The 21,314-nt window shown below is 60.2% G+C and carries 21 protein-coding genes; 9 read left to right on the top strand and 12 right to left on the bottom strand.

Annotated elements, in window-relative coordinates:
* Positions 1 to 87 precede the first annotated feature (87 nt).
* Positions 88 to 1,200 carry an aldo/keto reductase gene (locus tag ETHHA_RS00200; protein ID WP_013484010.1) on the top strand — a complete coding sequence of 371 codons (1,113 nt, stop codon included), beginning with the start codon at positions 88 to 90 and terminating at the stop codon, positions 1,198 to 1,200.
* Between the two features lie 384 nt (positions 1,201 to 1,584).
* The gene (gene rpe / locus ETHHA_RS00195; protein WP_013484009.1) at positions 1,585 to 2,229 is read left to right on the top strand and encodes a ribulose-phosphate 3-epimerase; all 645 of its coding nucleotides are present in this window, start codon (positions 1,585 to 1,587) and stop codon (positions 2,227 to 2,229) included.
* Between the two features lie 57 nt (positions 2,230 to 2,286).
* On the opposite strand, the gene ETHHA_RS00190 is transcribed toward rpe, so the two are convergent.
* Complete coding sequence (locus tag ETHHA_RS00190; RefSeq protein ID WP_013484008.1) at positions 2,287 to 2,895, bottom strand: adaptor protein MecA; 609 nt, start codon at positions 2,893 to 2,895, stop codon at positions 2,287 to 2,289.
* Positions 2,896 to 3,319: 424 nt separating this feature from the next.
* On the opposite strand from ETHHA_RS00190, the gene ETHHA_RS00185 reads away from it, so the two are divergent.
* Positions 3,320 to 4,549 carry a putative glycoside hydrolase gene (locus ETHHA_RS00185; protein WP_159033339.1) on the top strand — a complete coding sequence of 410 codons (1,230 nt, stop codon included), beginning with the start codon at positions 3,320 to 3,322 and terminating at the stop codon, positions 4,547 to 4,549.
* Positions 4,550 to 4,774: 225 nt separating this feature from the next.
* Entirely contained in the window at positions 4,775 to 4,963 is a 189-nt protein-coding gene (locus tag ETHHA_RS00180; protein WP_013484006.1) for a hypothetical protein, read from the top strand.
* A gap of 103 nt (positions 4,964 to 5,066) precedes the next feature.
* On the opposite strand, the gene ETHHA_RS00175 is transcribed toward ETHHA_RS00180, so the two are convergent.
* The 3 genes from ETHHA_RS00175 to ETHHA_RS00165 all read right to left on the bottom strand — a co-directional run bounded on the left by ETHHA_RS00175 (position 5,067) and on the right by ETHHA_RS00165 (position 9,175).
* Positions 5,067 to 6,230: a phosphoglycerate dehydrogenase gene (locus ETHHA_RS00175; protein ID WP_013484005.1), complete on the bottom strand. Its 1,164-nt coding sequence runs from the start codon at positions 6,228 to 6,230 to the stop codon at positions 5,067 to 5,069.
* Between the two features lie 29 nt (positions 6,231 to 6,259).
* The gene (gene serC / locus ETHHA_RS00170; protein ID WP_013484004.1) at positions 6,260 to 7,345 is read right to left on the bottom strand and encodes a 3-phosphoserine/phosphohydroxythreonine transaminase; all 1,086 of its coding nucleotides are present in this window, start codon (positions 7,343 to 7,345) and stop codon (positions 6,260 to 6,262) included.
* A gap of 576 nt (positions 7,346 to 7,921) precedes the next feature.
* Positions 7,922 to 9,175 (bottom strand): [Fe-Fe] hydrogenase large subunit C-terminal domain-containing protein, encoded by a 1,254-nt coding sequence (locus tag ETHHA_RS00165; RefSeq protein ID WP_013484003.1) that lies wholly within the window; start codon positions 9,173 to 9,175, stop codon positions 7,922 to 7,924.
* 175 nt (positions 9,176 to 9,350) lie between these two features.
* Here ETHHA_RS00165 and ETHHA_RS14165 point away from each other — a divergent pair, with 175 nt between their 5' ends.
* The gene (locus tag ETHHA_RS14165) at positions 9,351 to 10,031 is read left to right on the top strand and encodes a M48 family metallopeptidase (RefSeq protein WP_013484002.1); all 681 of its coding nucleotides are present in this window, start codon (positions 9,351 to 9,353) and stop codon (positions 10,029 to 10,031) included.
* Between the two features lie 28 nt (positions 10,032 to 10,059).
* On the opposite strand, the gene ETHHA_RS14160 is transcribed toward ETHHA_RS14165, so the two are convergent.
* Positions 10,060 to 10,689 carry a TetR/AcrR family transcriptional regulator gene (locus ETHHA_RS14160; protein WP_013484001.1) on the bottom strand — a complete coding sequence of 210 codons (630 nt, stop codon included), beginning with the start codon at positions 10,687 to 10,689 and terminating at the stop codon, positions 10,060 to 10,062.
* 226 nt (positions 10,690 to 10,915) lie between these two features.
* Between ETHHA_RS14160 and thiD the strand changes: the two genes are divergently transcribed.
* The 4 genes from thiD (at position 10,916) to ETHHA_RS00135 (ending at position 14,458) form a co-directional block, all read left to right on the top strand.
* Positions 10,916 to 11,719: a bifunctional hydroxymethylpyrimidine kinase/phosphomethylpyrimidine kinase gene (thiD, locus tag ETHHA_RS00150; protein ID WP_013484000.1), complete on the top strand. Its 804-nt coding sequence runs from the start codon at positions 10,916 to 10,918 to the stop codon at positions 11,717 to 11,719.
* 12 nt (positions 11,720 to 11,731) lie between these two features.
* Positions 11,732 to 12,376, top strand: coding sequence for an epoxyqueuosine reductase QueH (locus tag ETHHA_RS00145; protein ID WP_013483999.1), 645 nt, complete (start codon positions 11,732 to 11,734; stop codon positions 12,374 to 12,376).
* A 397-nt stretch (positions 12,377 to 12,773) separates the two neighbouring features.
* Positions 12,774 to 13,814 (top strand): inorganic phosphate transporter, encoded by a 1,041-nt coding sequence (locus ETHHA_RS00140; RefSeq protein ID WP_013483998.1) that lies wholly within the window; start codon positions 12,774 to 12,776, stop codon positions 13,812 to 13,814.
* Between the two features lie 20 nt (positions 13,815 to 13,834).
* Complete coding sequence (locus ETHHA_RS00135; RefSeq protein ID WP_013483997.1) at positions 13,835 to 14,458, top strand: DUF47 domain-containing protein; 624 nt, start codon at positions 13,835 to 13,837, stop codon at positions 14,456 to 14,458.
* A gap of 96 nt (positions 14,459 to 14,554) precedes the next feature.
* On the opposite strand, the gene ETHHA_RS00130 is transcribed toward ETHHA_RS00135, so the two are convergent.
* The 7 genes from ETHHA_RS00130 to ETHHA_RS00095 all read right to left on the bottom strand — a co-directional run bounded on the left by ETHHA_RS00130 (position 14,555) and on the right by ETHHA_RS00095 (position 21,276).
* A complete protein-coding gene (locus ETHHA_RS00130) occupies positions 14,555 to 15,283 on the bottom strand; it encodes a YebC/PmpR family DNA-binding transcriptional regulator (RefSeq protein ID WP_013483996.1) in 729 nt (242 codons plus the stop codon).
* 124 nt (positions 15,284 to 15,407) lie between these two features.
* Positions 15,408 to 16,625 carry an EAL and HDOD domain-containing protein gene (locus tag ETHHA_RS00125; RefSeq protein WP_013483995.1) on the bottom strand — a complete coding sequence of 406 codons (1,218 nt, stop codon included), beginning with the start codon at positions 16,623 to 16,625 and terminating at the stop codon, positions 15,408 to 15,410.
* A gap of 92 nt (positions 16,626 to 16,717) precedes the next feature.
* Positions 16,718 to 18,133 carry an RsmB/NOP family class I SAM-dependent RNA methyltransferase gene (locus tag ETHHA_RS00120; protein ID WP_013483994.1) on the bottom strand — a complete coding sequence of 472 codons (1,416 nt, stop codon included), beginning with the start codon at positions 18,131 to 18,133 and terminating at the stop codon, positions 16,718 to 16,720.
* On the bottom strand, positions 18,120 to 18,551 hold the full coding sequence (ruvX, locus tag ETHHA_RS00115; protein ID WP_013483993.1) for a Holliday junction resolvase RuvX: 432 nt from the start codon (positions 18,549 to 18,551) through the stop codon (positions 18,120 to 18,122). Before ruvX ends, ETHHA_RS00120 begins: the two co-directional genes overlap by 14 nt.
* Positions 18,548 to 19,213: a histidine phosphatase family protein gene (locus ETHHA_RS00110; protein WP_013483992.1), complete on the bottom strand. Its 666-nt coding sequence runs from the start codon at positions 19,211 to 19,213 to the stop codon at positions 18,548 to 18,550. Before ETHHA_RS00110 ends, ruvX begins: the two co-directional genes overlap by 4 nt.
* Positions 19,214 to 19,567: 354 nt before the next feature.
* Complete coding sequence (locus ETHHA_RS00100; protein WP_242822079.1) at positions 19,568 to 20,503, bottom strand: dihydroorotate dehydrogenase; 936 nt, start codon at positions 20,501 to 20,503, stop codon at positions 19,568 to 19,570.
* 5 nt (positions 20,504 to 20,508) lie between these two features.
* The gene (locus ETHHA_RS00095; RefSeq protein ID WP_013483990.1) at positions 20,509 to 21,276 is read right to left on the bottom strand and encodes a dihydroorotate dehydrogenase electron transfer subunit; all 768 of its coding nucleotides are present in this window, start codon (positions 21,274 to 21,276) and stop codon (positions 20,509 to 20,511) included.
* Positions 21,277 to 21,314: the final 38 nt, after the last annotated feature.

Below are 21,314 nucleotides of genomic sequence, written 5' to 3'. Positions count from 1 at the left end.
CATGCGCACCGTCGATTGTTTTTTACCGAAATCTGCGCTACAATACCGATGGAAATTGTTTGGCTTGATGGAAACGGAGGGCTTTTTATGGAAATGCGGACCACCCAAAAAACGGGAATCAAAACTTCACTGCTCGGATTCGGCTGCATGCGCCTGCCGCAGAAAGACGGCGCCATCGATTATGCCGAGACTGAGCGGATGCTCGACGCCGCATACGACGCGGGCGTAAACTATTTCGACACGGCCTATGTTTACCACGGCGGAAAGTCTGAGGGCGTGATGGGCTCCATCCTGAAAAAGCACCCGCGCGCAAGCTTTTATGTGGCGGACAAAATGCCCGTCTGGCTGCCGAAGACCCGGGACGACCTCGAGCGCATCTTCAATGAACAACTGGAACGTCTGGGGCTGGAATATATTGATTTTTATCTGATGCATTCGATGACCGTGAACAACTGGTCCGCCGTCAAGCGGCTGGATATGCTGCGCTTTGCCGAGGAAAAACGCGCGCAGGGGAAGATCCGCTACATTGGGTTTTCCTTCCACGACACACCGGAGCTGTTCCGCGAGATCCTCGACGCATACGACTGGGATTTCGCCCAGATCCAGTATAATTATCTGGACGAAAAGGGCCAGCGCGCAGGCGAGCTCTGCGACATGCTGGAGCAGCGCGGGTTGTTCACCGTGGTGATGGAGCCGGTGCGCGGCGGCGACCTGGCCGCGCTGCCGGAAGTGGCCGCCGGGCCGCTCAGACAGACCACGCCCGGACGCTCGCTGGCGAGCTGGGCGCTGCGGTTCGTCGGCTCCCGACCGGGCGTGAACGTCATTCTCAGCGGCATGTCCGACCCGGAGCAGGTACGCGACAATCTGCGGACCTGCTCGCCGTTCGACCCACTGGACGAACGAGAGCGCTCCGCTCTCGCGCAGACAGTGGCGGAGCTGGAACGCATTCCCCATATCGCCTGCACCGGCTGCCGCTACTGCATGCCCTGCCCGGCGGGTGTGGACATCCCGGGCAACTTCGATTTTTACAACGGGTTCCAGCGATTCGGCCCCAATCCCGGCCGCGTGCGCCGTTGGGGCATGCTGGACAAAAAATACGACGCCTGCATCGCCTGCGGCGCCTGCCTGAGCAAATGCCCGCAGCACCTTGCTATCCCGGAGGAACTGAAAAGGCTGGCGGAGGTGGCTGCCGCGCTCTGAGCGCCTTACCCGTTCAAAACGCCAGAAGCCGCCCGGGGGATACCCGGACGGCCTCTGGCGTTCTATATAAAGCGGGCAGGCTGCTCCTCGCGGGAGCACCGTTCCGGCCGCGCATAGGCGGCTGCGCCGCCACCGGAACGGCCCGCCCACGGATTTTGCCGCCCTCCTTAGTTCAGTTTATGCGGCGTGTCCCCCTCCCGGCACCCGGCCGGCAGAGAAGGGAAGACGGCCCAACAGGCAAAAACGGCCCGGTTTTACGGGAAAGCGGCGGCTTCCGCGCCCAATAACCTGTTGACCTTTGCAGATGAGTGGTTTAGAATAAAAATCGGCGGGCATCCGGCTGCGGCCGGCTGAAAACAGGCGCACAGAAATGAGACTTTTATTATGGTAAAAATCGCACCGTCCATCCTCTCCGCAGACTTTTCATGTCTGGGGGAAGAACTGCAGAAGATCGAGGCGGCCGGGGCCGATCTGGTCCACATTGACGTGATGGACGGGCATTTTGTGCCGAACCTCACGTTCGGCCCTCCGGTGGTGCGCGCGCTGCGCGGCTGCACCCCTCTACCGTTTGACGTGCACCTGATGATGGACGACCCCGGCTCGCTGCTCGGCGCGTTTCTGGACGCGGGGGCGGACAGCGTCACCCTGCACATCGAAGCCTGCAAACAGCCGCAGGCGCTGCTCAACCGCCTGCACGAAGCGGGCGTGGGCGCGGCGCTTTCCGTCAAGCCCGGCACGCCGGCCGAAACGGTCTTCCCATTTCTCGACCAGCTTTCCATGGTGCTGGTGATGACGGTGGAACCCGGTTTCGGCGGGCAGAAACTCATCCCGGAAACGCTGCGGAAGGCCGCCGCCATCCGGCAGGAATGCGCGCGCCGCGGCCTTGCGTTGGACATCGAGGTGGACGGCGGCATTAACGCCCAGACCGCTGTGAACGCGGTGCAGAGCGGCGCAAACGTGCTGGTAGCCGGCAGTGCCGTTTTCGGCGCAGCGGATATGGCTGCGGCTATCCGCACGTTGCGCGCATAAAAAACCGCCCTCGCGCCGGAAAGCGCGGGAGCGGACGGCGGACAGCTTTTTCATGCCTTACTGGAAATAACGAATGAACTGCTCAACGGCGCGATCCTGCTGGATGGTGCTGCCGTGCTCGGCCAGAACGGCTTCGCGCAGGGGTGTCGCTTCTTCGGCCTGCCCGTATTCAGACAGTTCGGCCAACAACGCCCGCATCCTGGCATGGTCCAACCCGAAACGCACCGGTGAAAACGCCAGATGGTATTCGCCGTTCAGACTGTAGAGGGCGCTGCGGTGCAACGGGATATCGGGGTATTCGGTAAAGCGGCCTACCGCGCCGATGAGGTCTTCCAGCGTATGGCAGGCAAGCAAATATCCGCCGTGGGAGGTTTTGGCCCTGCGCGGAGCGGGCGCATCCCCTCCGGCGCCGCTGTGAGTTTCTTCCACTTTGGTCAGGTAAAGTACGCACCCTTCATTTTTGCCGGGCAGCACCTCAATGAACAGGCGGCTCCCTTTGGTGGAGAAACCCACCGATGAAAACGCCGCCAGCAGAATATCCTTGAGCATCCGCTGTGTGCCGGGACTTTCGTTGCTGATGGAGATATAATCAAGGTCATACCGGTCGAGTTCCGCGCTTTCAAGGGTCACACGCAGTTTGTCCGGCGACAGTTTTTCGATATTCATGCAGGCAAAATCGCCTCCCACGCGTCATATTTGGGCAAGAAGAACCGTATCCGTTGTATCAGGGGATGACAAACGGCCGGAAATGCGGCAGGCCCTTGCTCCCCGGCACATACCGCAATGTTCTGTAAAAATCCTTACTACATTATAATTTGAATTTGCGGCGGTGTGCAAGAGGTGAATAAAGGATGGGAAAAAAGCCCGGAGAGCCATCCGCGCGCGCAGGGTGCACGTCCCGGTCAGGCTATCCTTTCGGCGGCTTTTTCATACCTGAAAACGCGGCCCTGCCTCCGCAATTGCGGACGGCAGAGCATACACGTTCCGAACAAGGAGAAACTATCGTCACGGGCCTTTTTCGCGGTGAAAATATACAGGACAGGCGCACATGGTCCGCAGCATCGGCGTGTGCAAAACGAGGTGCATAAAAGTGGCAAGAAAACGTTATCAATTCGATCCCAGCGGGCGGCGACACAAACGGGGCGGGAGCAACCCGCTCATGACTGCTCTGATCGTGGTGGCGGTCGCCGCACTGGTCTTCATCGGCTGGAATATCTATGTGCCCCTGCAGCGGGTACTGAAAGGCGATGCGGGAAAGACCGTGGAAAGTGCGGCTTCCCACGTATCCTCCGCATCCCACGCCGCTTCCAAGCCGTCCTCCTCCTCGGGTTCAACCTCTTCCGCAGCGGCCACAGCCATGCGTGGCATTTACCTGCCGGGCGGCACGCTCACCACCGCAACCATCAGCCAGACCCTGCAGGCCGCCAAAAGCGCAGGGGTCACCACAGCCATTGCCGAGCTCAAAAGCGATGACGGTGTTCTGCACTACGCGTCCAAGATCAGTGAGGTGCAGAACAACGGCATCGTTGCCTCGGGCGCGCTGGACGGCGCCGCCATCGCGCAGGCCATCACCCAAAGCGGGATGACCCCCGCCGCGCGTATCAGCTGTTTCAAGGACCCGCTGGCCCCCACCGTGATGCGGGATGCCGCGGTGAAATACGCCGGCAACCACAGCACCAACTGGCTGGATGAAAGCGGGAACCGCTGGCTCAATCCCTATTCCGCCACCACAGTGCAATATCTTACCGACCTGGCGGCCGAGGCAGCCTCCATGGGCTTCAAGCAGATTTACCTGGACAATGTGCAGTTCCCGTCCGGCGCACAGAACCACGTATGGTACGGCGACAACCTGCCGTCCAAGGAAAGCGCTCTCCAGAGCTTTGTAGCGGCGGTCACGCAAAAAGTCCACACCACGGGCGGCACCGTCACACTGGTGCTGCCGGCAAACGCGGCGGTCGGCAGCGGGCAGGCGAGTCTGGGGCAGGATCAAGATCCGTTCGGCTACGGCGCGGATACGGTCAGCCCGCTGCTCACACCGGTTTCCCTGGACGGGCTGACCGTGGGCGGCACCGCTCTTCCAAATCCGATCAGCGATTTCGGCGCGGCTGTTTCCGCTGCCGCACAGGGCCTGAAAACGTTGAATGCGTCCAAATATGGCGACATGGTGCCGTTTATCCAGGCGGGTACGGTGAGCGGCAGCGGCACCGTTACGGCGGATACGGTCAACGCCGAGGTCTCCGCCCTGAAAGCCGCAGGTATCGACCATTTTGTCTTCTATGCCACCGGCGGGTACAATCTCACCGGCGTGGCGGCAAAATAAAGGTGCAGGCGAAACGGCGGTGTTCCACGTGGAACACCGCCGTTTTTGTTGCGCGCGCTTCCAGCAAATAGAAATCATGTTTTCACAAACATGGGGGAAACTACTAACGATTCAAAGCAACCGGGCTTGCTTTGAAGTCTCAGTCGGCACCCTGCACAGGCCGATTCCCGCAGGCGTACAACCGTTTAAATATCGGCAAGGTTCGGAAAGGGAAGGGAACACACCATGACACAGCATTCCATGTCCAATGTAACCAAGGGCATCATCGCCGGGGTAGTGGCAGGAGCCGCCGTAGGCATGATTGCCGGCTGGCCGATGGACCGCCGTAAGCGCAACAACGTGCGGAAAAACGCCAACCGCGCGCTTCATGCCATGGGCGAACTGGTTCAGAACGCACAATATATGATGCGTTGATTTGCGTTTTTGGCGCGCCAAAAACAGCCCTTTTCCGGTAATCGGAAAAGGGCTGTTTTTTCAATGCCGCGGCGGGCTGCCCACTGCGGAGCGATCGGTTCTGTTAGATGACGCGTACGCGGATAACGCCGTCCACGGCGCGCAGGGCGTCGGCCACGGCATCCAGTTTTTTGTCCGCCGCATCGATGATGGTGTAGGCCATCTCTTTTTTGGACTTGTCGATGATGTTGTCAATATTGATGCCCGCGTTGGCGAAGCAAGCCGTAATCTGCGAGAGCATGTTCGGCACGTTTTTATGGATGACGGTCACGCGTGCAGGCGAAGAAAGCGGCATATCCACGTTCGGGAAATTGATGGAATTGCGGATGGCGCCGGTCTTGAGGAGCGCAATGAGTTCGTCCGCCGCCATAGCTGCGCAGTTATCCTCGGATTCCGGCGTGGACGCACCCAAATGCGGGATGGGGATGACGCCCGGCACATCCAGCAGCTCGTCGCACGGGAAATCCACCACATAAGACGCCACCTGGCCGGACTTGAGCGCCTCGACGATGTCCGCCGGAACGGCCAGCTCGCCGCGCGCGAGGTTGAACAGACGCACGCCTTTCTTCATGGCGGCGATGGATTCCGCGTTGAAGGTGCCGCGCGTTTCGGGCGTGAGCGGCACGTGAATGGTGATGTAATCGCACTGCTCGTAGATGACGTTCAGGCTGGCCGCGTGATGGATGCCCTGGGAGATGCCCCACGCCGCTTCCACCGACAGATACGGATCGTAACCGTAGACCTCCATGCCCAGCGCGTGCGCGGCGTTGGCCACCTTGACGCCGATGGCGCCCAAACCGATCACACCCAGCTTCTTGCCCGCGATCTCGGGACCGACGAACTGTTTCTTGCCTTTTTCAACCAGCTTGGGCACATCCGCGCCCTGGCCCTTGAGCGTTTTGGCCCAAGCCACCGCATCAAGCACATTGCGTGAAGACAGGATAAGCGCGGCAATCAGCAGCTCCTTCACGCCGTTGGCGTTGGCGCCCGGCGTATTGAATACCACGATGCCTTCTTCGCTGCATTTGTCCACCGGGATGTTGTTCACGCCGGCGCCGGCGCGCGCGATGGCTTTGAGCGAAGCGGGCAGTTCCACTTCGTGCAGCGAAGCGGAACGCACGATGAACGCATCCGGGTTTTCGATCTCGTCGCCATATTGGAATTCGCCGGGCGCAAAACGCGTGAGGCCCGACGGGGAAATCTTGTTGATGGTCTTGATTTGATACATTGCCAGAACCCCTCTCTATCGGGAGCCGGTCAGCTGTTGGCTTTTTCGAACCGGCCCAGGAAATCCACCAGTTTCTCCACGCCCTCGAGCGGCATGGCGTTGTAGATGCTCGCGCGCAGGCCGCCCACCGTGCGGTGGCCCTTGATGTTGATGAAGCCTTCCGCTTCGGCTTCTTTGACGGCCTTTTTGTCCAGCTCGTCGCTGCCGGTGACAAACGGCACGTTCATCAGCGAACGGTATTCCTTTTCCACCGTGCCGCGGAACAGCTTGGAATTGTCGAGGAAATCATACAGGATGCCCGCCTTTTTGCGGTTGATCTTGGCCATTTCCTCCAGACCGCCCAGTTCCTCCAGCCACTCCAGCACCAGCATGCAGATATAGATGGCATAGCACGGCGGGGTGTTGAACAGGGAACGGTTGTCGGCATGGGTCTGGTAGTTGAACATGGTGGGGGTGATATCACGCGCGTGGCCGATGAGATCCTCGCGGACGATGACGACGGTCAGGCCGGCCGGGCCCATGTTTTTCTGCGCGCCCGCGAAAACCAGACCGAATTTGGACACATCCAGCGGCTCGGAGAGGATGCAGGAGGACACGTCCGCGACCAGCGGCACCTTGCCGGTGTCCGGCAGCTCGGCGTATTTGGTGCCGTAGATGGTGTTGTTCATGCAGATATAGGCGTAATCCGCTTCCGGATCGAAGTCGGCGGCAGTCGTTTTGGGAATGTAGGTGAACGTCTTATCTTTCGAGGAGGCGACAACACGCGCATCGCCATAGCGCGCGGCCTCTTTCTGTGCTTTGGTGGCCCACTGGCCGGTGAGGATATAATCGGCCTTGCCGCTGCCGTTCATCAGGTTGAGCGGGATCATGGCGAACTGACTGGAAGCGCCGCCCTGCAAAAACAGGACTTTGTAGTTTGACGGAATGCCCAATACTTTGCGCAGCAGCTCCTCGCACCGCACGATGATGCCATCAAAAACTTTTGACCGGTGTGACATCTCCATCACGGACTGGCCTGAGCCCTGATAGTTGAGCATCTCGCTTGCGGCGCGTGAGAGCACCGGCTCCGGCAACATGGACGGGCCGGCGGAAAAATTGTAAACCCTGCTGTTCAATCGTATAACCTCCAGTTTTGTTTGCCCGGCAAACGGGCTTCGGTCGGGCGGGCGCGCTGCCCGCAAAGAGGGTTTGGGCGCGGCGCGCGCCATACCGCGCGCGCCGGAAATCCGCCACTCTTTTCATTATAACCCTTGTGAGATTTTAGTCAATACACATTTTTCCGTGCTAAACAGGAAAACTTTTACGGAAATCCGTCCATCACATCTCCGCACGGAACGACTGCCGTTCATACTGTCCGCTTACGGTGTTTTGTTTATAGAGAATGCCGTTGTGCTGATCCACCAGATAGGTGCCGATCATGGTCGTGTAGTCGCCCATATTCTGGCGGACTGTGAAGAAGAGGCTTGTTGTGAAGAAGAACCCGCCGCCTGCGAGGAAGACGCTCCCCGTGAGGACGCGCCGCCCGTCCCCAAATGGAGCAGGCCCGCCGCAAAAGCTCCTGCGGCGACACACACCGCCGCGGCCAGGATGAGAAGAGCCCGGAGCTATTTTCTGTTTTTCATGGTGTTTTGTCTCTCTCCTACAGATGCCGAAACCGGCGCGGCGGGAACATCCCGACGCACCGGTTTTTGTTAAAACTCGCGGATAAAGGTATTGTCCCGCTCGAGCAGGCTTTCGATGGTATCGAATCCCAGTCGTCGCAAAATCTCCAGCACATAGGGGTTGTCGGCCGGTGTGGCGTAGCCGGCCTGCTCGCCGTAGGCGTTGACATGCCCGGTCGCCTCTTCTTTTGGCAACAGCGATTTGGGCCCGCCCACACAGCCGCCCTTACAGCCCATGCCTTCCATGAAATTAGCTTTGATCTTACCGTCCTTGAGATCGGCCAGCAGCTGTTTGCAGGCCACGATGCCGTCGGCCTGGATAGCCCGCAGCGGGATCTTATGGTCGGGGCGCAGGCGGTCGAGCGTTGCCTGCACCGCCTGGCTCACGCCGCCGGTGCGCGCGTAGATACGTCCGGCTGTGGAGGAGTGGTCGCTCATGTCTTCGGGCAGATTGGGCAGGTCGAGTTCCGCGTCCGCAAACATCTGGCCCACCTCGTCAAAGGTCAGGACAAAATCCACGGCATCGGCCACGTCGGGCTGGCGCGCCTCGGCCTTTTTGGCGATGCACGGGCCGATGAAGACCGTCTTGGCCTCGGGGTGTATTTTCTTGATGGTGCGCCCACAGGCCACCATGGGGGAAACCGACGGCGGCACATGGGGAATGAGCTCACTGAACCCTTTTTTGATGAGCGCCACCCACATGGGGCAGCAACAGCTGGTGAGCATGAAATCTTCATCGCTTTGAATCGTCTGGTCGAACTCCAGCGCTTCCTTGAGGGTAAGGATATCTGCGAACAGCGCCACTTCGATCATGCCGTAGAACCCCAGCCGCTTAAACGCTGTGCGCAGCCGGCCGGACGTGACCTCGGCGGTGAACTGCCCCGAAAACGCCGGAGCAATCATAGCATAGACCGGGGTGCTGCGCTCCCGGAGCAGCTTAAGCAGCGGGATGAGGTCCTTGCGCCCGGCCAGCGCTTTTTGCTCACACCGCTCCACGCACTGCCCGCAGCCCACGCAGTCCCCCGTGATGACCAGCTTGCCGTCCCGGTCGCGGCCGATGGCCTCGAACAGGCAGCTGACCTCGCAGGCCGCCTGATGGTCCGTCGAACACATGCAGTCCTCCAGCCGCACCACCGGCGGATAATTTTCCGGGTGGAGCAACATGTCCAACTGCTGTTTCTCCTTCTCAGAGCCGGATGCGCGGATAGCGTCGATCTCATCCTGAAGGCGCCCTTCCGCCGTAGCTTTCTGGAGCCTGCGGCTCATTTCCTGATATTCTTCCATGATAAAGCCCCCCCTCGTCCTTTGCCGCGCGCACGTTCAGACGGGCCGCGCACGGCGGATTCCCGTACACAATCGTATTGTACCACGAAAAACGCAAAACCGCGACCGTTTGGCAAAACAGGTGTGCCGTTGTATACTGTATAAAAATGCCGGGCAGGCGGACGGAGGCTCAAACATGGCGCAGATACCCTACACACTGGTGCGCAGCACACGCAAAACCGTTGCCATCCAGATCAGGCAGGATGGGGAGGTCATCGTCCGCGCCCCGCAGCGGATGCCTGCCGCCGCCATCGAATCGTTCCTGTGTGAAAAGCAGCGCTGGGTCGAGAGCGCACGCAAACGCATGCGCGAACGCGCCGCGCAGCGCGCCTGCGCGGCGGCGGAGCCGGGCGGCACCCTGTGGTATCTGGGCAGGCCATATCCCGTCGCTGCGCGGGAAGACGCCGACCTCCCGGACCCGCCGGTCTGGGACGGCAATGCGTTTTATCTGCCATCCCGGGACCCCGCGCGGGCCGCGGCCGCCTTTTTCACCGCGCGGGCTGAAGAACGGCTGCTCGCCCGCGCGGCCTTTTTTGCTAAACAGGCGGGTCTGTCCTACCCAAGCCTGACTGTGGGCAGCGCGCGTTCACGCTGGGGCTCATGCGGCAAAGACAACCGCCTGCGCTTCTCCTGGCGGCTGCTCTGCGCGCCGCCGCCCGCCGTGGACTATGTGGTGGCGCATGAGCTGGCACACATCCGTCATCACGATCATTCCCCGGCTTTCTGGCGCGAGGTGGCGCGGGTCTGGCCGGAGTGGGAAACAGGCGCGGACGCCCTGCGCCTGTTCGAACGGCAGGTGGACCTGCGCGCGCTTTAAACCCGGCCTTGTCTCAAAACGGAAACCTTTAAGATTTATGGTAGTTGGTGAGATACCGCTGCAGCAAATCAATCGTGGCGTTGATGATCTCTTCCTGCCCGATATTTTCCCAATCGTATAAAACCTTTTCGGGAAGCTGGATCAGGATCTTCTGCACAACAACAGCCGACACCTCCGGGTCCCGAATGCTGAGGCTGTCTCCCGCCAGGGCGAAATAGCTGCGGATCATCTGCTGAATGAACGACTGCTCGCGCTGCATCATGGCGGTCACACGCGGTTCCCTGTTATAATACAGAACGGCGATCTGCGGGGAAAATTTCGGCTCGCTCACGTAGACCTCCACCGATTGCCTCGCCATTTGCGCTATCCACACTTTCGGGTCGAAGTCGGGCTGGCGCAGCTGCTTCGCGCATTGTTCCAGCACCGTGCGCAGGCGCTGGCAAAGTCGCTCCATCAGTTCCGCAAAAACGGCTTCTTTATCCGGAAAATAAGCGTAAAAGCTACCCACCGCCGTGCCCGCCTTTCTGGCGATCGCGTTCGCGGTGGTCTTATAATATCCAACTTCACAAAAAAGTTCCTTAGCCGCGGCCAGCAATTTCCCTTTTGTTGCCAAGCTGCGGGTCTGGCGCGGTACGCGCACAGGCTTCCCATTGTTCATACCATCACCCTTTCTATTATTAAAACAAAAATCTCTCCGTTTTGTCAATTTATAACAAAGCTCTTTCATCCCTCCGGCACTTTTTTGACATTGTAATATGGATTTTTTATGAACAGGGAGGTGCCAAGCCACCCGTTCTTGACAAACGCCAGGCGGGCTTTTATACTGAAAACAATTTCACACAGGGCGGAAAAGCGGCCCCGTGACAAGGAAAGGGACGATTGGATTGCGGCACGCGCTCACGATCGCCGGCTCGGACCCGAGCGGCGGCGCCGGCATTCAAGCCGATTTGAAAACGTTTGCGGCATTTGGCGTATACGGCATGAGCGCCATCACGGCGGCGACCGTGCAGAACACCTGCGGCGTGCGCGAGGCGCAGGCCCTGAAGCCCGGTCTGGTGGCCGCCCAGATCGGCTGCTTATTTGAAGACATCCGGGTAGACGCCGTGAAGATCGGCATGACGGCCGACGCGGACGTCATCTCCGCTATTGCGGGCGAACTGCGCAAACACCCCGGCGTGCCGGTGGTGCTGGACCCGGTGATGGTATCCACCAGCGGACACGCGCTTCTGGACCCTGCCGCCGTGCACGCGCTCACCCGGCAACTGCTGCCGCTGGCCGCGCTGATCACCCCAAACCTGCCGGAAACCACGGTGCTGACCGGGCGCGAGGTCCGCACCGTGGAGGACATGCGCACCGCCGCCGTTGATCTGATTGCTCTCGGTGCTCGGGCCGTAGTGGTGAAGGGCGGGCATCTCGACGGCGACGCCGTGGATGTTTTTTTCGACGGCCGGGATTTTCTGCTGCTGCCGCAGCCCCGCGTTGCCACCCGGAACACGCACGGCACCGGCTGCACATTTTCCTCCGCCGTGGCGGCGGCGCTGGCAAACGGCAAGCCTCTGCCCGACGCCGTGCGTGTCGCTAAAACCTACATTTCCGAGGCGATCGCCCACGCCGAAACCCTTGGGCACGGGCACGGCCCGGTCAATCATTTCTATGCCGCGACCTTCGGCTCCGCCGACCTCCTCTGAAGGGAGCCTCTGATGCAAAAGCCCAATTATCAAAAACAGATGGATCAGACGCTGGACGCGCTTGCCCGCGCGCACCAAACGCCGCGCCTGCTGCTGCATAGCTGCTGCGCGCCGTGCAGCAGCTATGTGCTGGAATATCTGGCCTCGCATTTTGAAATCACCGTTTTTTATGAAAACCCGAACATCGCCCCCAAAGAAGAATATGAAAAACGGCTGGCGGAACAAAAACGGCTGATCGCCGCTCTGCCCGTCCCACACCCGGTGGGGTTTCTGGAAAGCCACTATGCTCCGGAGCGTTTTCTGGAAGCCGCGCGCGGACTGGAAAACGAACCGGAAGGAGGCGCGCGTTGTGCGGTCTGTTTCCGCCTGCGGCTTGAAGCAACCGCTCGAGCCGCCAAAGCCGGCGGATTCGATTATTTCACCACCACACTTTCGGTCAGCCCGCATAAAAACGCACAGGCTCTGGCCGAAATCGGGGAAGCGTGCGCACGGCGCTGGGGCGTGCCGTATCTGGCGGCCGATTTCAAAAAACGCGGGGGTTATCTGCGCTCTATCCGGCTCTCCGAAACATATGGCCTCTACCGCCAGAATTTCTGCGGCTGTGTCTTCTCAAAACGGCAGAGCGGCACGGCAGCCGCGCCGCCGCAGAAAGCATGACCCAAACCGCCTTTTTCGCGGGCAAGGGGAAAGGCCGCTTTTGATCCGCAGACCGAACAGGCTTCCGCGTTTCCCCCAAAAAGCTGTTCAACTGTCGATATTTGGCATATAATGTGAACGAAAAGCGGCCTTGCGCCCCCGTGTCCGCCTGCCGTCAGGGCAGGAACCCTACCCTACCCGACAGTAAGAACGGTGCCGGATGTTTGCTCATGCCGGCACGCAGAGGGCGGCGGAATATGAGGGCCGGACTGTATGACCCCGTTCCGAAAAACGCGCCTGACCCCGCATATGGTTCCGATGCGGCAAAATGCCCCGCATGCCTGAAGGATACAAAACGCGCGGGAAGTGCCCGGATCTCTTATGCCCGGCGCGGAAAATCCATATGGGAGTGAGCAGGATGATAGCCGTCCATGTATCCCTGATTTTGTTTCTGGTCTTTGCAATCGGTCTGGTTTTCGCATTGACCAACGGCCTCCACGACGCGAGCTCCGTCGTGGCCACCTTTATCGTCTGCGACGCCGCCACCCCCAAGCAGGCGATCGGCCTGGCTTCCGCTTTCGGGCTGCTCGGCGCGGTTTTCGGGGGAAGCCAGGTGGCGAGTACGATCTCCAAGGTGATCGACCTGCCGGCAAACACCGCGCTGTTGCCCGTCCTGCTGGCCGCCATCCTCGGCGCAGCCGCATGGAACCTGATTACCTGGAGACTGGGCCTGCCCTCCAGCTCCACGCATGCGCTGGTCGGCGGCATCATCGGCGCCGTCCTTGTTTCTTCCGGCTATCGGCATGTGCTGTGGGGCTGGAACGAGCTGACCGGCGCAAGCCACCAACTCACCGGGATTGCAGAGATCGTTGCGGCACTGCTTTTTTCCCCTTTGCTTGGCTTTGCCCTCGCTTTCGTTCTTGAAAAAGTGATGAACCTGCTGCTGCGGAACGCCAGGTTCTCCATCAACACCCGGATCCGGCGGATACAATGGGCGATCGCGGCCTGCCTGGCTTTCAGCCACGGGGCGAACGACACCCAGAAGATCATCGGGCTGTTCACATTGGCGCTGGCCGCAGGCGGCGGAACGGTCATCAGCACGGCGCCGCTGTGGGTGCGCATCTGCGGCGGGACGGTCATGTTCATCGGCACCATGCTGGGCGGCTGGAGCATTATGAAAACGGTCGGCCGGGGCATCTACAACATCCGCCCCATCCACAGCCTAAACTCACAGCTGGCGTCGGTGGGCTCCATCCTGCTGGCCACCGCATTCGGCGCGCCCGTTTCCACCACACATGTCGTGGTGGGAAGCGTGATGGGCGTTGGCGCCGCGGATGAATACCGGATGGTTCACTGGGCAATCGTGAAAGACATCATCGTGGCCTGGGTTATTACCATCCCGCTGTCCGCCGCAGTCTCCGCGTCGATCTATGCGTTGTTCGCGTTCATATTCAAGTGATGCAGGGAGGCGCGCAAAACATGGATGCACGAAATATCCTGGACAGGCTGTTTCCGGTTAAATATCATTTTTATGAAATGATCGACAGGCAGGCCAATATCAACGAGCTGGCAGTCGAGACGCTTGCCCGCTGGCTGGACAGCGGTTCCGAGGCCGACAGCGACGCCCTGCTCGGTCATGTGAAAGAATCGGACACCGCCCGCAGACTCCTGGAAAAGAGCCTGATCGAAGCGTTTGCCACGCCGTTCGACCGGGTGGACATCTATTCGCTTTCATCGGCAATGGACAAAGTCATCCAGTATACCAAATCCACGCTGCTTTCCATGAGGGCTTACGGTGTCAAGCCAAACGATACCATCACCCGCATGGTCGGAAAACTGAAGGATGGGACGGCCATCTTTTACCGCTCGGCCAAAGATCTGGAGGGGAATCCCTCCAAATCGGAAGAGGATTTTTCCAAAATGCGGGATACCCATATCGCGATCGAGCAGCTATATCAGGACGGCATGACGATCGTATTCAAGAGCAACGACCCCATGCACGCTCTCCGGCAGCGGGAGGTGTATCACCACATCAAGGATGCCTCGGCAAACCTGGAAGACGCCGTGGATGTTCTGCACCGGATCGTCGTGCGGCTGACCTGAACGGCCGAAACTTTTATCCGGCGGTTTCGGCCGCAAAAAAACCTCCCGGTATGCGGTACCGCACGCCGGGAGGCTTTTCTATGTGAAATCGTTCCCTTACTCATCGTTTTCCCAGTTGTGCCAGACGTTCTGGACATCATCGTCGTCCTCGAGGGCGTCGAGCAGGTTTTCCATCTTTTTGCGGTCATCCTCGCCGTCGATGCGCACATAGTTGGCCGGGATGCGCTCCTCCTGGGCGGAAAGGAACTCATATCCTTTTTGCGACAGGGCCCCCCGCACGCCGGGCAGCTCGGACGGGTCGGTGAACACCTCGAACACTTCCTCGTCCGAGTTAAAATCCACCGCGCCGGCTTCCAGGCAGTCTTCCATCAGTTTGTCTTCGTTGACGGAAGCCTTCTCGAGCACGATTACGCCTTTTTCCTGGAACATCCAGCCCACACAGCCGGTCTGCCCGAGGTTGCCGCCGAATTTATCAAAATAGTGCCGCAGGTCGCCGGCGGTGCGGTTGCGGTTGTCGGTGAGAGTCTGCACCACCACCGCAACGCCGCACGGCCCGTAGCCCTCATAGACGATGTCTTCATAATCGTCCTTTTCCTGGCCGCCGGCCGCTTTTTTGATGATCCGGTCTATATTGTCGTTGGGCACATTATTGGCTTTTGCCTTCACGATCAAATCATACAGCTTGGAGTTGGAATTCGGGTCCGCGCCGCCCTGTTTGACGACCACCGCGATTTCGCGCCCGATCTTGGTGAAGATCTTTGCGCGCTGCGCATCGCTCTTCTCCTTTTTGTGCATGATATTTTTCCACTTGGAATGGCCTGACATTGGAAAATCCCTCCCGTTATCCTCACGGAGTACATTTGTGGTTTCTCCGCACGGCGGACAATGCTTTTATTTTAACACAAACAGGCGCCGCGGCGCAACCCACACGCACCGCCCGGCGCGTATTTTACAGATAGAACGTCTCCATCCATTTGACAGCGTTGGCGTAGGCTGTCTGCAGCATCTGGGGCGTGATGCCGATCCGTCCGGCCTGCTGTGTGGCCTTCTGCCAAACGCCGTGCTCATAGCAGATGGCAACCTCCTCGCAGCTATGCAGAAAATCTTCCCCTCCGGAACCGATCAAGGCGTTTTTGATCTCTTCCGGAAAATGAAGGCCCTCAATGGCCTCCGCCATGGGGCGCTCCAGCAGTACATCCAGCAAGGAGAACATGCCGATGGTCATCATGGTGCTTTTCTGGTGCGGACGCCCGGCCGCTTCCGCGAGATTTTCCATGACTTTTCCGCGCAGCAGACTGGTCCGCACCAATTCGCCCGGCTGGTTTTCCTGCAGGCCGGATATGAAAACGATATACAGCCACTTGCGCAGCTCTTCTATGCCCAGCACCGAAATGGCAAACGAAATGGATGTGATGGGTTTGGCCGGGCTGTAGTAAGCCGAATTGACCAGACGCAGGATCTCATAGGAGAACGCAATGTCTGTCTCCACCAAACCGGCAATCTGCCGGAAATCGGGTTCCGGTTCGTTGAGCAGATTGATCAGCCGTATGCGGGTCTGACTGTAAGGTGTCAGCTTCTTGGCGCGGTTGATGGACGGCCTGGCATAAAAGTACCCTTGGAAATATGCGTATCCCTGCTTCAGCGCACGGTCGTGTTCCTCCTGTGTTTCCACTTTTTCCGCAAGAAAAGACAGGCCGGGCCGCCCGTATTTCCGGATGATCTCCGCCTGCTCGGCGGGTCCGGACTGTTTAAAATCTACTTTGATGATGTCCACCAGCGGAAGCAGCTTTTCATATCCGGGCTGATAGACAAAATCGTCGATCGCCAGCAGATAGCCGTGTGCTTTCAGTTTTCGGCAGGCGTCCAGAATCTCCCCGGTGATTTCTACGGTTTCCAGGATTTCGACCACAAGCTGGTCTTTGGGGAAAAGCGTTGCGACCTCATTTTTGATGAACTCGGTAGTAAAATTAACAAAAGCGCGCGTATTGTTGGTAAGGGTGGGAAGGCCAAAATCCATAAAGCAGCGCACAAGCGTGTTACCCGAGGCAAAATCGGCATCGGTCTCTTCGGAAAACGTATTTGTTTCGTTTTCCCGATAAAGGATCTCATACCCGAAAACGCGGTTTTCTGCGTCAAATATAGGTTGTGTCGCCAAAAAAACGTCCATGGTGCACCCCCTGCCTCATCCGTCTGACCTAGATGGATCTATGTTTTCAAAACCCGATACATGGAACATGCCGGGCACACGGCGCCACGTACTCACAGGGTACGAAGCGCACGGGGATAATGGTTTTTCAACACCCCGCCGGACGCCTTGCCAAACCCCACGGCATGCCCGGCCGCCAACACGGCGATATACCCGGCAGCTCCGTCCGCCTCTATCTGCTCGCCATGCAGAAACGCCGCCAGACGCGCATCGCCAAGCGGCAGATCGACTGCCCTGCGGCACGCGCCCGGCGCAGCCGCCAGATAGAGCGCGTGCGTCGGTTCGAACCGCCCGCTTTTGATACGCCCGGCGCAGACTCCCGCGCGCAGCAGACGCAGGCCCTGCGGCAACGCCGGCAGCTCTTCCGGCAGTAAAAACAGCACCTCGCCCGCCGCATGCGGCCGCCCATACGGCGGCTCGCCGAACTGTTCGGCAAAAAACGCCCGCAGCAGAACGTCCGCCTGTGCGTCATCCATTCCGTCACCATTCTCTTGAGCATGGAAACGGGCTGTACCCGCCGCCGCGCCGGCGCCCATGCGCAGGCGGGCCACAAAATGCCCCTCGCCGCCGTCCTGTGGAAAGATGCGGCGGGCCAGCTCCAGCGAAGGCTCTCCGCCCCCCCAATCCGGGCGCGCCGGGCGGCCGAACGCGCATGGAATGGGTTCCATGCTGAAATCGGGGTTTTCTTTCAAAAACGCGGCGACCACGCACTCGTTTTCCTCCGGTGCGAACGTACAGGTGGAATAGACCAGCACGCCGCCGGGGCGCAGGGCTGTTTTGGCCCAGTCCAGAATGGCGCGCTGCCGTCTTGCGCAGGCAGCCGGGGTCTCCGGCGTCCATTCCGCGGCGGCGGCAGGCTCCCGCCGGAACATACCCTCGCCGGAACAGGGCGCGTCCACCAGCACCGCGTCGAAAAAACCGGGAAACGCCGCACAGAGCCGTTCGGGCGTTTCATTGTACACACAGGCGTTGCGCACCCCGAAGCGTTCCAGATTGGAAAGCAGGATCTTCGCCCGCCCCGGCACGATTTCATTGGCAACAAGCAGCCCCTGCCCACCCAGCCGGGCGGCGATCTGGGTGGACTTGCCGCCCGGCGCGGCGCAGAGATCAAGCACGCGTTGCCCAGGCCGCGGATCGAGCGCCGTCACCGCCGACATGGCCGACGGCTCCTGTAGATAAAACACGCCCGCGTGGTGCCAGGGATGCCGCCCGCTCACATCGCCGCCCTCAACAGAAAACCCCTCGGGCGAAAAGGGGAGAGGGGAAAGCGAAAAACCGGCAATCCGGGCAAACGCGGACGCATCCCGGCACTTGAGGAGATTGAGCCGCAGACCGCGCCGCACCGGTGCGGTCTGCGCCGCTTCAAACGCCGCAAAGTCTGCTTCACCAAGAAGGCCGCGCATACGCGCAAGAAACGCCGCAGGGGGAACGGCCTGCGGCACCGGCGGCCTGGCCTTACGCTTTGCCATTGGGTGTATTCCTCACCGAATCGAGATAATCCTGCAGAATGATGGTGGCGGCAGCGGCGTCGATGCTGTTCTTACGCTTTTTGCCGCGTGTGTTGGTGGCGTTGAAATACACCTGCGCGGTAAGCGTGGTGCGCCGCTCGTCGAACAGCAGCACCGGCACGCCGCAGGCAGCTTCCAGCGCTTTTGCAAACGCCTGCGCCTTTTCGGCGCGCGGGCCGAGCGTGCCGTTCATGTTTTTGGGCAGGCCCACCACCACACGTTCCGCGCCCGTGCGCGCGACCTGCTCCGCCGTTTTAGCCAAAATCTGCGTCTCATCGGTCTCATGGATCACGCAGACCGGGCTGGCCAGAAAGCCGGATGGGTCGGACAGCGCGATGCCGGTACGCGCGTCGCCGTAGTCCACTGCCATCACTTTCATGCGCGGGTACTCCTCCGCCACCAGTCCTGTTTGGCAACAGTGGAAAGCTCGTCATCGAGATGGGACGCGTCGTTCTCCATCGTGATGGTGACCTGACCGCCCTCCCGGTATTCGATGATGCTGACCGCCGTGTTGTCGCACCAGCCCACCTCGCCCAGCCGTTCGATGGGCCAACCGTGCGCCTGGCAAAGATAGTTGCGGATGGCACAGCCATGGGAAGCGACGCCTACCGTTTTGCCCGGGTGCCGCCGCGCGATGCCGCCGAGCGTTTCCCACATGCGGGCATACACCTGCCGCATGGGTTCACCGCCTGCGGGCGCGAAATCCCACGGGCGGTTTTCCCACGCGTCGTTGTCCTGCGGGTAGAGCGCGGGTAGCTTGGCCCAGGGCTTGCCCTCCCAGCAACCGCCGTTGATCTCCATCAGCCCCTCGAGCGTAATGATGGGCAGATGCCGGACGGCGTCCACCGCCTGCGCGGTCTTATACGCGCGCTTGAGTGGACTGGCGTAGAGCGCGTCCAGATGCACCGGCTCGAACCGCTCCGACAGCCGTTCGAGCTGTCGCTGGCCGTTGGTGCTGATATCGGCGTCGGTATGTCCCTGAAAAATGCGGCGAAGGTTGCCCTCGGCCTCCGCGTGACGAATGAGATAAATACGGGTCATCTTGTGTATTGCCCCCCTGCCTGTGGTTTACCTGTCCCTACAGTATACCATAAATTTGAAGAAAAAGGTATGTTTTTTCTCTGGACAGCCGGCACGCCGCCGGTTTTTCAACCGGCGGCGTGGAAACGGTAGAAAACCATTTGCTGTTTTTTCAGCTTACGGATTTCCGATATGACCGCCGCCGTACAAACGGGAATAAGGACGGCAAAGTAAAAGTCATTTATCAGCGAAAACGAATCGTTCATCTGCGCAAAAATGATCCCCGCCCGGATTGAGGCAGGCAACATACACAAGCAGTGCACCCAATGCGACCAGAATATCTTTTAAAACGCCCATCCGCACGCCCCTTGTTCGTCAGTTCGGGCGAATCTGCCCGGTCAGCTCAGAGATGTGCGCGATATGCTCCGTTTCCAGATAATCCGCCAGCCCGTCGCGAATGGCCAGCATGGCATAAGGGTCGGTGAAGGTGGCGGTGCCCACCTGGACGGCGGATGCGCCTGCAAGGAACATCTGCACGGCGTCCTCCCAGGTGGCGATGCCGCCCATGCCGATGACGGGAATCCGCACCGCCTTGGCCACCTGCCAGACGCAGCGCAGCGCCACCGGGAACACCGCCGGACCGGACAGCCCGCCCACGTTGTTGGAAAGAATGGGGCGGCGGGTGCGAATGTCGATGCGCATGCCAAGCAGGGTGTTGATGAGCGAAAGCGCGTCCGCGCCCGCGTCCTCCACCGCCTGCGCAATGGAGGCGATGTCGGTCACATTGGGTGAAAGCTTGACACAAAGCGGTTTTTTGGTGGCGGCGCGCACCGCGCGCGTAACCTCCGCCGCACCCTCACAGGTAACGCCGAACGCCATGCCGCCGGTTTTCACGTTCGGGCAGGAGATATTCAGTTCGAGCATGTCAACCGGCTCGCCGTCCAGCCGGGCGGCCAGCGCCGCGTAGTCCTCCGGCGCGTCGCCTGCGATGTTGGAAATCAGCCTGGTGCCCTGCTTCTGCAAAAACGGCAGTTCGTTTTTCAGAAAATACTCCACGCCCGGGTTCTGCAAGCCGATGCAGTTGAGCATGCCCGAAGGCGTCTCCGCCACGCGGGGCGACGGGTTGCCGGACCGGGATTTTAATGTCATGCCCTTGAGGGCGATGCCGCCGAGACCGGACAGGTCGAACACCTTGGCGTATTCGCGCCCGAAGCCAAACGTGCCGCTGGCCGCGATCACCGGGTTGCGGAAAGTCACGCCCGCCACCGTGACGGCGAGGGCGGAACTCTGCTTGTCCATTGTATTTTCCATACTGCTCACCACACGATTCTGGCCGCGTCGAACACCGGCCCGTTCTTGCAGACATGCCAGTTCTGCACCTCGTTGCCCACTTTCACCGGGATGGCGCAGGACAGACAGGCACCCACACCGCAGGCCATGCGCGCCTCCATCGAGACAAAGCAGGGAATGCCGCGCGCTTCCGCCACCCCCGCCACGGCGGCCAGCATGGGCCGCGGGCCGCAGGCGAAAATCACGCCGCAGGGTGCGCTGTCGAGCCGCTTTTCCAGCGGCGGCGTAACCACACCGGTCTCGCCCTCGGTGCCGTCCTGCGTGACAACGGTGACGTGCGCGCCGAAACGTTCAAAATCCGCTTTTAAGATCACATTGGGCTTACTGCGAAAGCCGAGGATGGCGTCGGCATGCCCGGCAAACGGCTTGGCCGCTTCGAGCAGCGGCGGCACCCCGATGCCCCCGCCCACAAAGACGGCCGCGCGCCCGGCGTCACCCAGATTGAATCCGTTGCCAAGCGGAGCGAGCAGGTCCATCGTTTCGCCAACGCGCACGCTCGTCATCCATCGTGTGCCTTCACCGCGCTCCTCAAAAATCAGCCGCAGGCGGCCGCGCGCGCGGTCAATCTCGCAGATGCTGACGGGGCGGCGCAGTGTGAAACCTTCGCATCGCACGCCCACGAACTGCCCGGGTTTGGCCTGCTCCGCCTGCGGCGCGGAGAGCCACACGTCATACACGCCCGCCGCAATGTTTTCTCTGGACAAAACGGGACAGGGAAGAGCGGATATCGTCATACAAAGCCCCTTTCTAAGCGGTCGGATGTGTAACACGC

The sequence above is a fragment of the Ethanoligenens harbinense YUAN-3 genome (assembly GCF_000178115.2).
Taxonomy (GTDB): domain Bacteria; phylum Bacillota; class Clostridia; order Oscillospirales; family Ethanoligenentaceae; genus Ethanoligenens; species Ethanoligenens harbinense.
This window is presented reverse-complemented; position numbering and strand designations above follow the sequence as displayed.

Bases quoted from the DNA above. Each gene is read 5' to 3' on its own strand.
- ETHHA_RS00095 (WP_013483990.1), bottom strand. From the start codon at position 21,276: ATGACGATATCCGCTCTTCCCTGTCCCGTTTTGTCCAGAGAAAACATT.
- ETHHA_RS00175 (WP_013484005.1), bottom strand. From the start codon at position 6,230: ATGTATCAAATCAAGACCATCAACAAGATTTCCCCGTCGGGCCTCACG.
- ETHHA_RS00180 (WP_013484006.1), top strand. From the start codon at position 4,775: ATGACACAGCATTCCATGTCCAATGTAACCAAGGGCATCATCGCCGGG.
- ETHHA_RS14165 (WP_013484002.1), top strand. From the start codon at position 9,351: ATGGCGCAGATACCCTACACACTGGTGCGCAGCACACGCAAAACCGTT.
- ETHHA_RS00200 (WP_013484010.1), top strand. From the start codon at position 88: ATGGAAATGCGGACCACCCAAAAAACGGGAATCAAAACTTCACTGCTC.
- ETHHA_RS14160 (WP_013484001.1), bottom strand. From the start codon at position 10,689: ATGAACAATGGGAAGCCTGTGCGCGTACCGCGCCAGACCCGCAGCTTG.
- rpe (WP_013484009.1), top strand. From the start codon at position 1,585: ATGGTAAAAATCGCACCGTCCATCCTCTCCGCAGACTTTTCATGTCTG.
- ETHHA_RS00190 (WP_013484008.1), bottom strand. From the start codon at position 2,895: ATGAATATCGAAAAACTGTCGCCGGACAAACTGCGTGTGACCCTTGAA.
- ETHHA_RS00130 (WP_013483996.1), bottom strand. From the start codon at position 15,283: ATGTCAGGCCATTCCAAGTGGAAAAATATCATGCACAAAAAGGAGAAG.
- ETHHA_RS00100 (WP_242822079.1), bottom strand. From the start codon at position 20,503: ATGGAAAATACAATGGACAAGCAGAGTTCCGCCCTCGCCGTCACGGTG.
- ETHHA_RS00125 (WP_013483995.1), bottom strand. From the start codon at position 16,625: ATGGACGTTTTTTTGGCGACACAACCTATATTTGACGCAGAAAACCGC.
- ruvX (WP_013483993.1), bottom strand. From the start codon at position 18,551: ATGAAAGTGATGGCAGTGGACTACGGCGACGCGCGTACCGGCATCGCG.
- ETHHA_RS00110 (WP_013483992.1), bottom strand. From the start codon at position 19,213: ATGACCCGTATTTATCTCATTCGTCACGCGGAGGCCGAGGGCAACCTT.
- ETHHA_RS00135 (WP_013483997.1), top strand. From the start codon at position 13,835: ATGGATGCACGAAATATCCTGGACAGGCTGTTTCCGGTTAAATATCAT.
- ETHHA_RS00165 (WP_013484003.1), bottom strand. From the start codon at position 9,175: ATGGAAGAATATCAGGAAATGAGCCGCAGGCTCCAGAAAGCTACGGCG.
- ETHHA_RS00120 (WP_013483994.1), bottom strand. From the start codon at position 18,133: ATGGCAAAGCGTAAGGCCAGGCCGCCGGTGCCGCAGGCCGTTCCCCCT.
- ETHHA_RS00140 (WP_013483998.1), top strand. From the start codon at position 12,774: ATGATAGCCGTCCATGTATCCCTGATTTTGTTTCTGGTCTTTGCAATC.
- ETHHA_RS00145 (WP_013483999.1), top strand. From the start codon at position 11,732: ATGCAAAAGCCCAATTATCAAAAACAGATGGATCAGACGCTGGACGCG.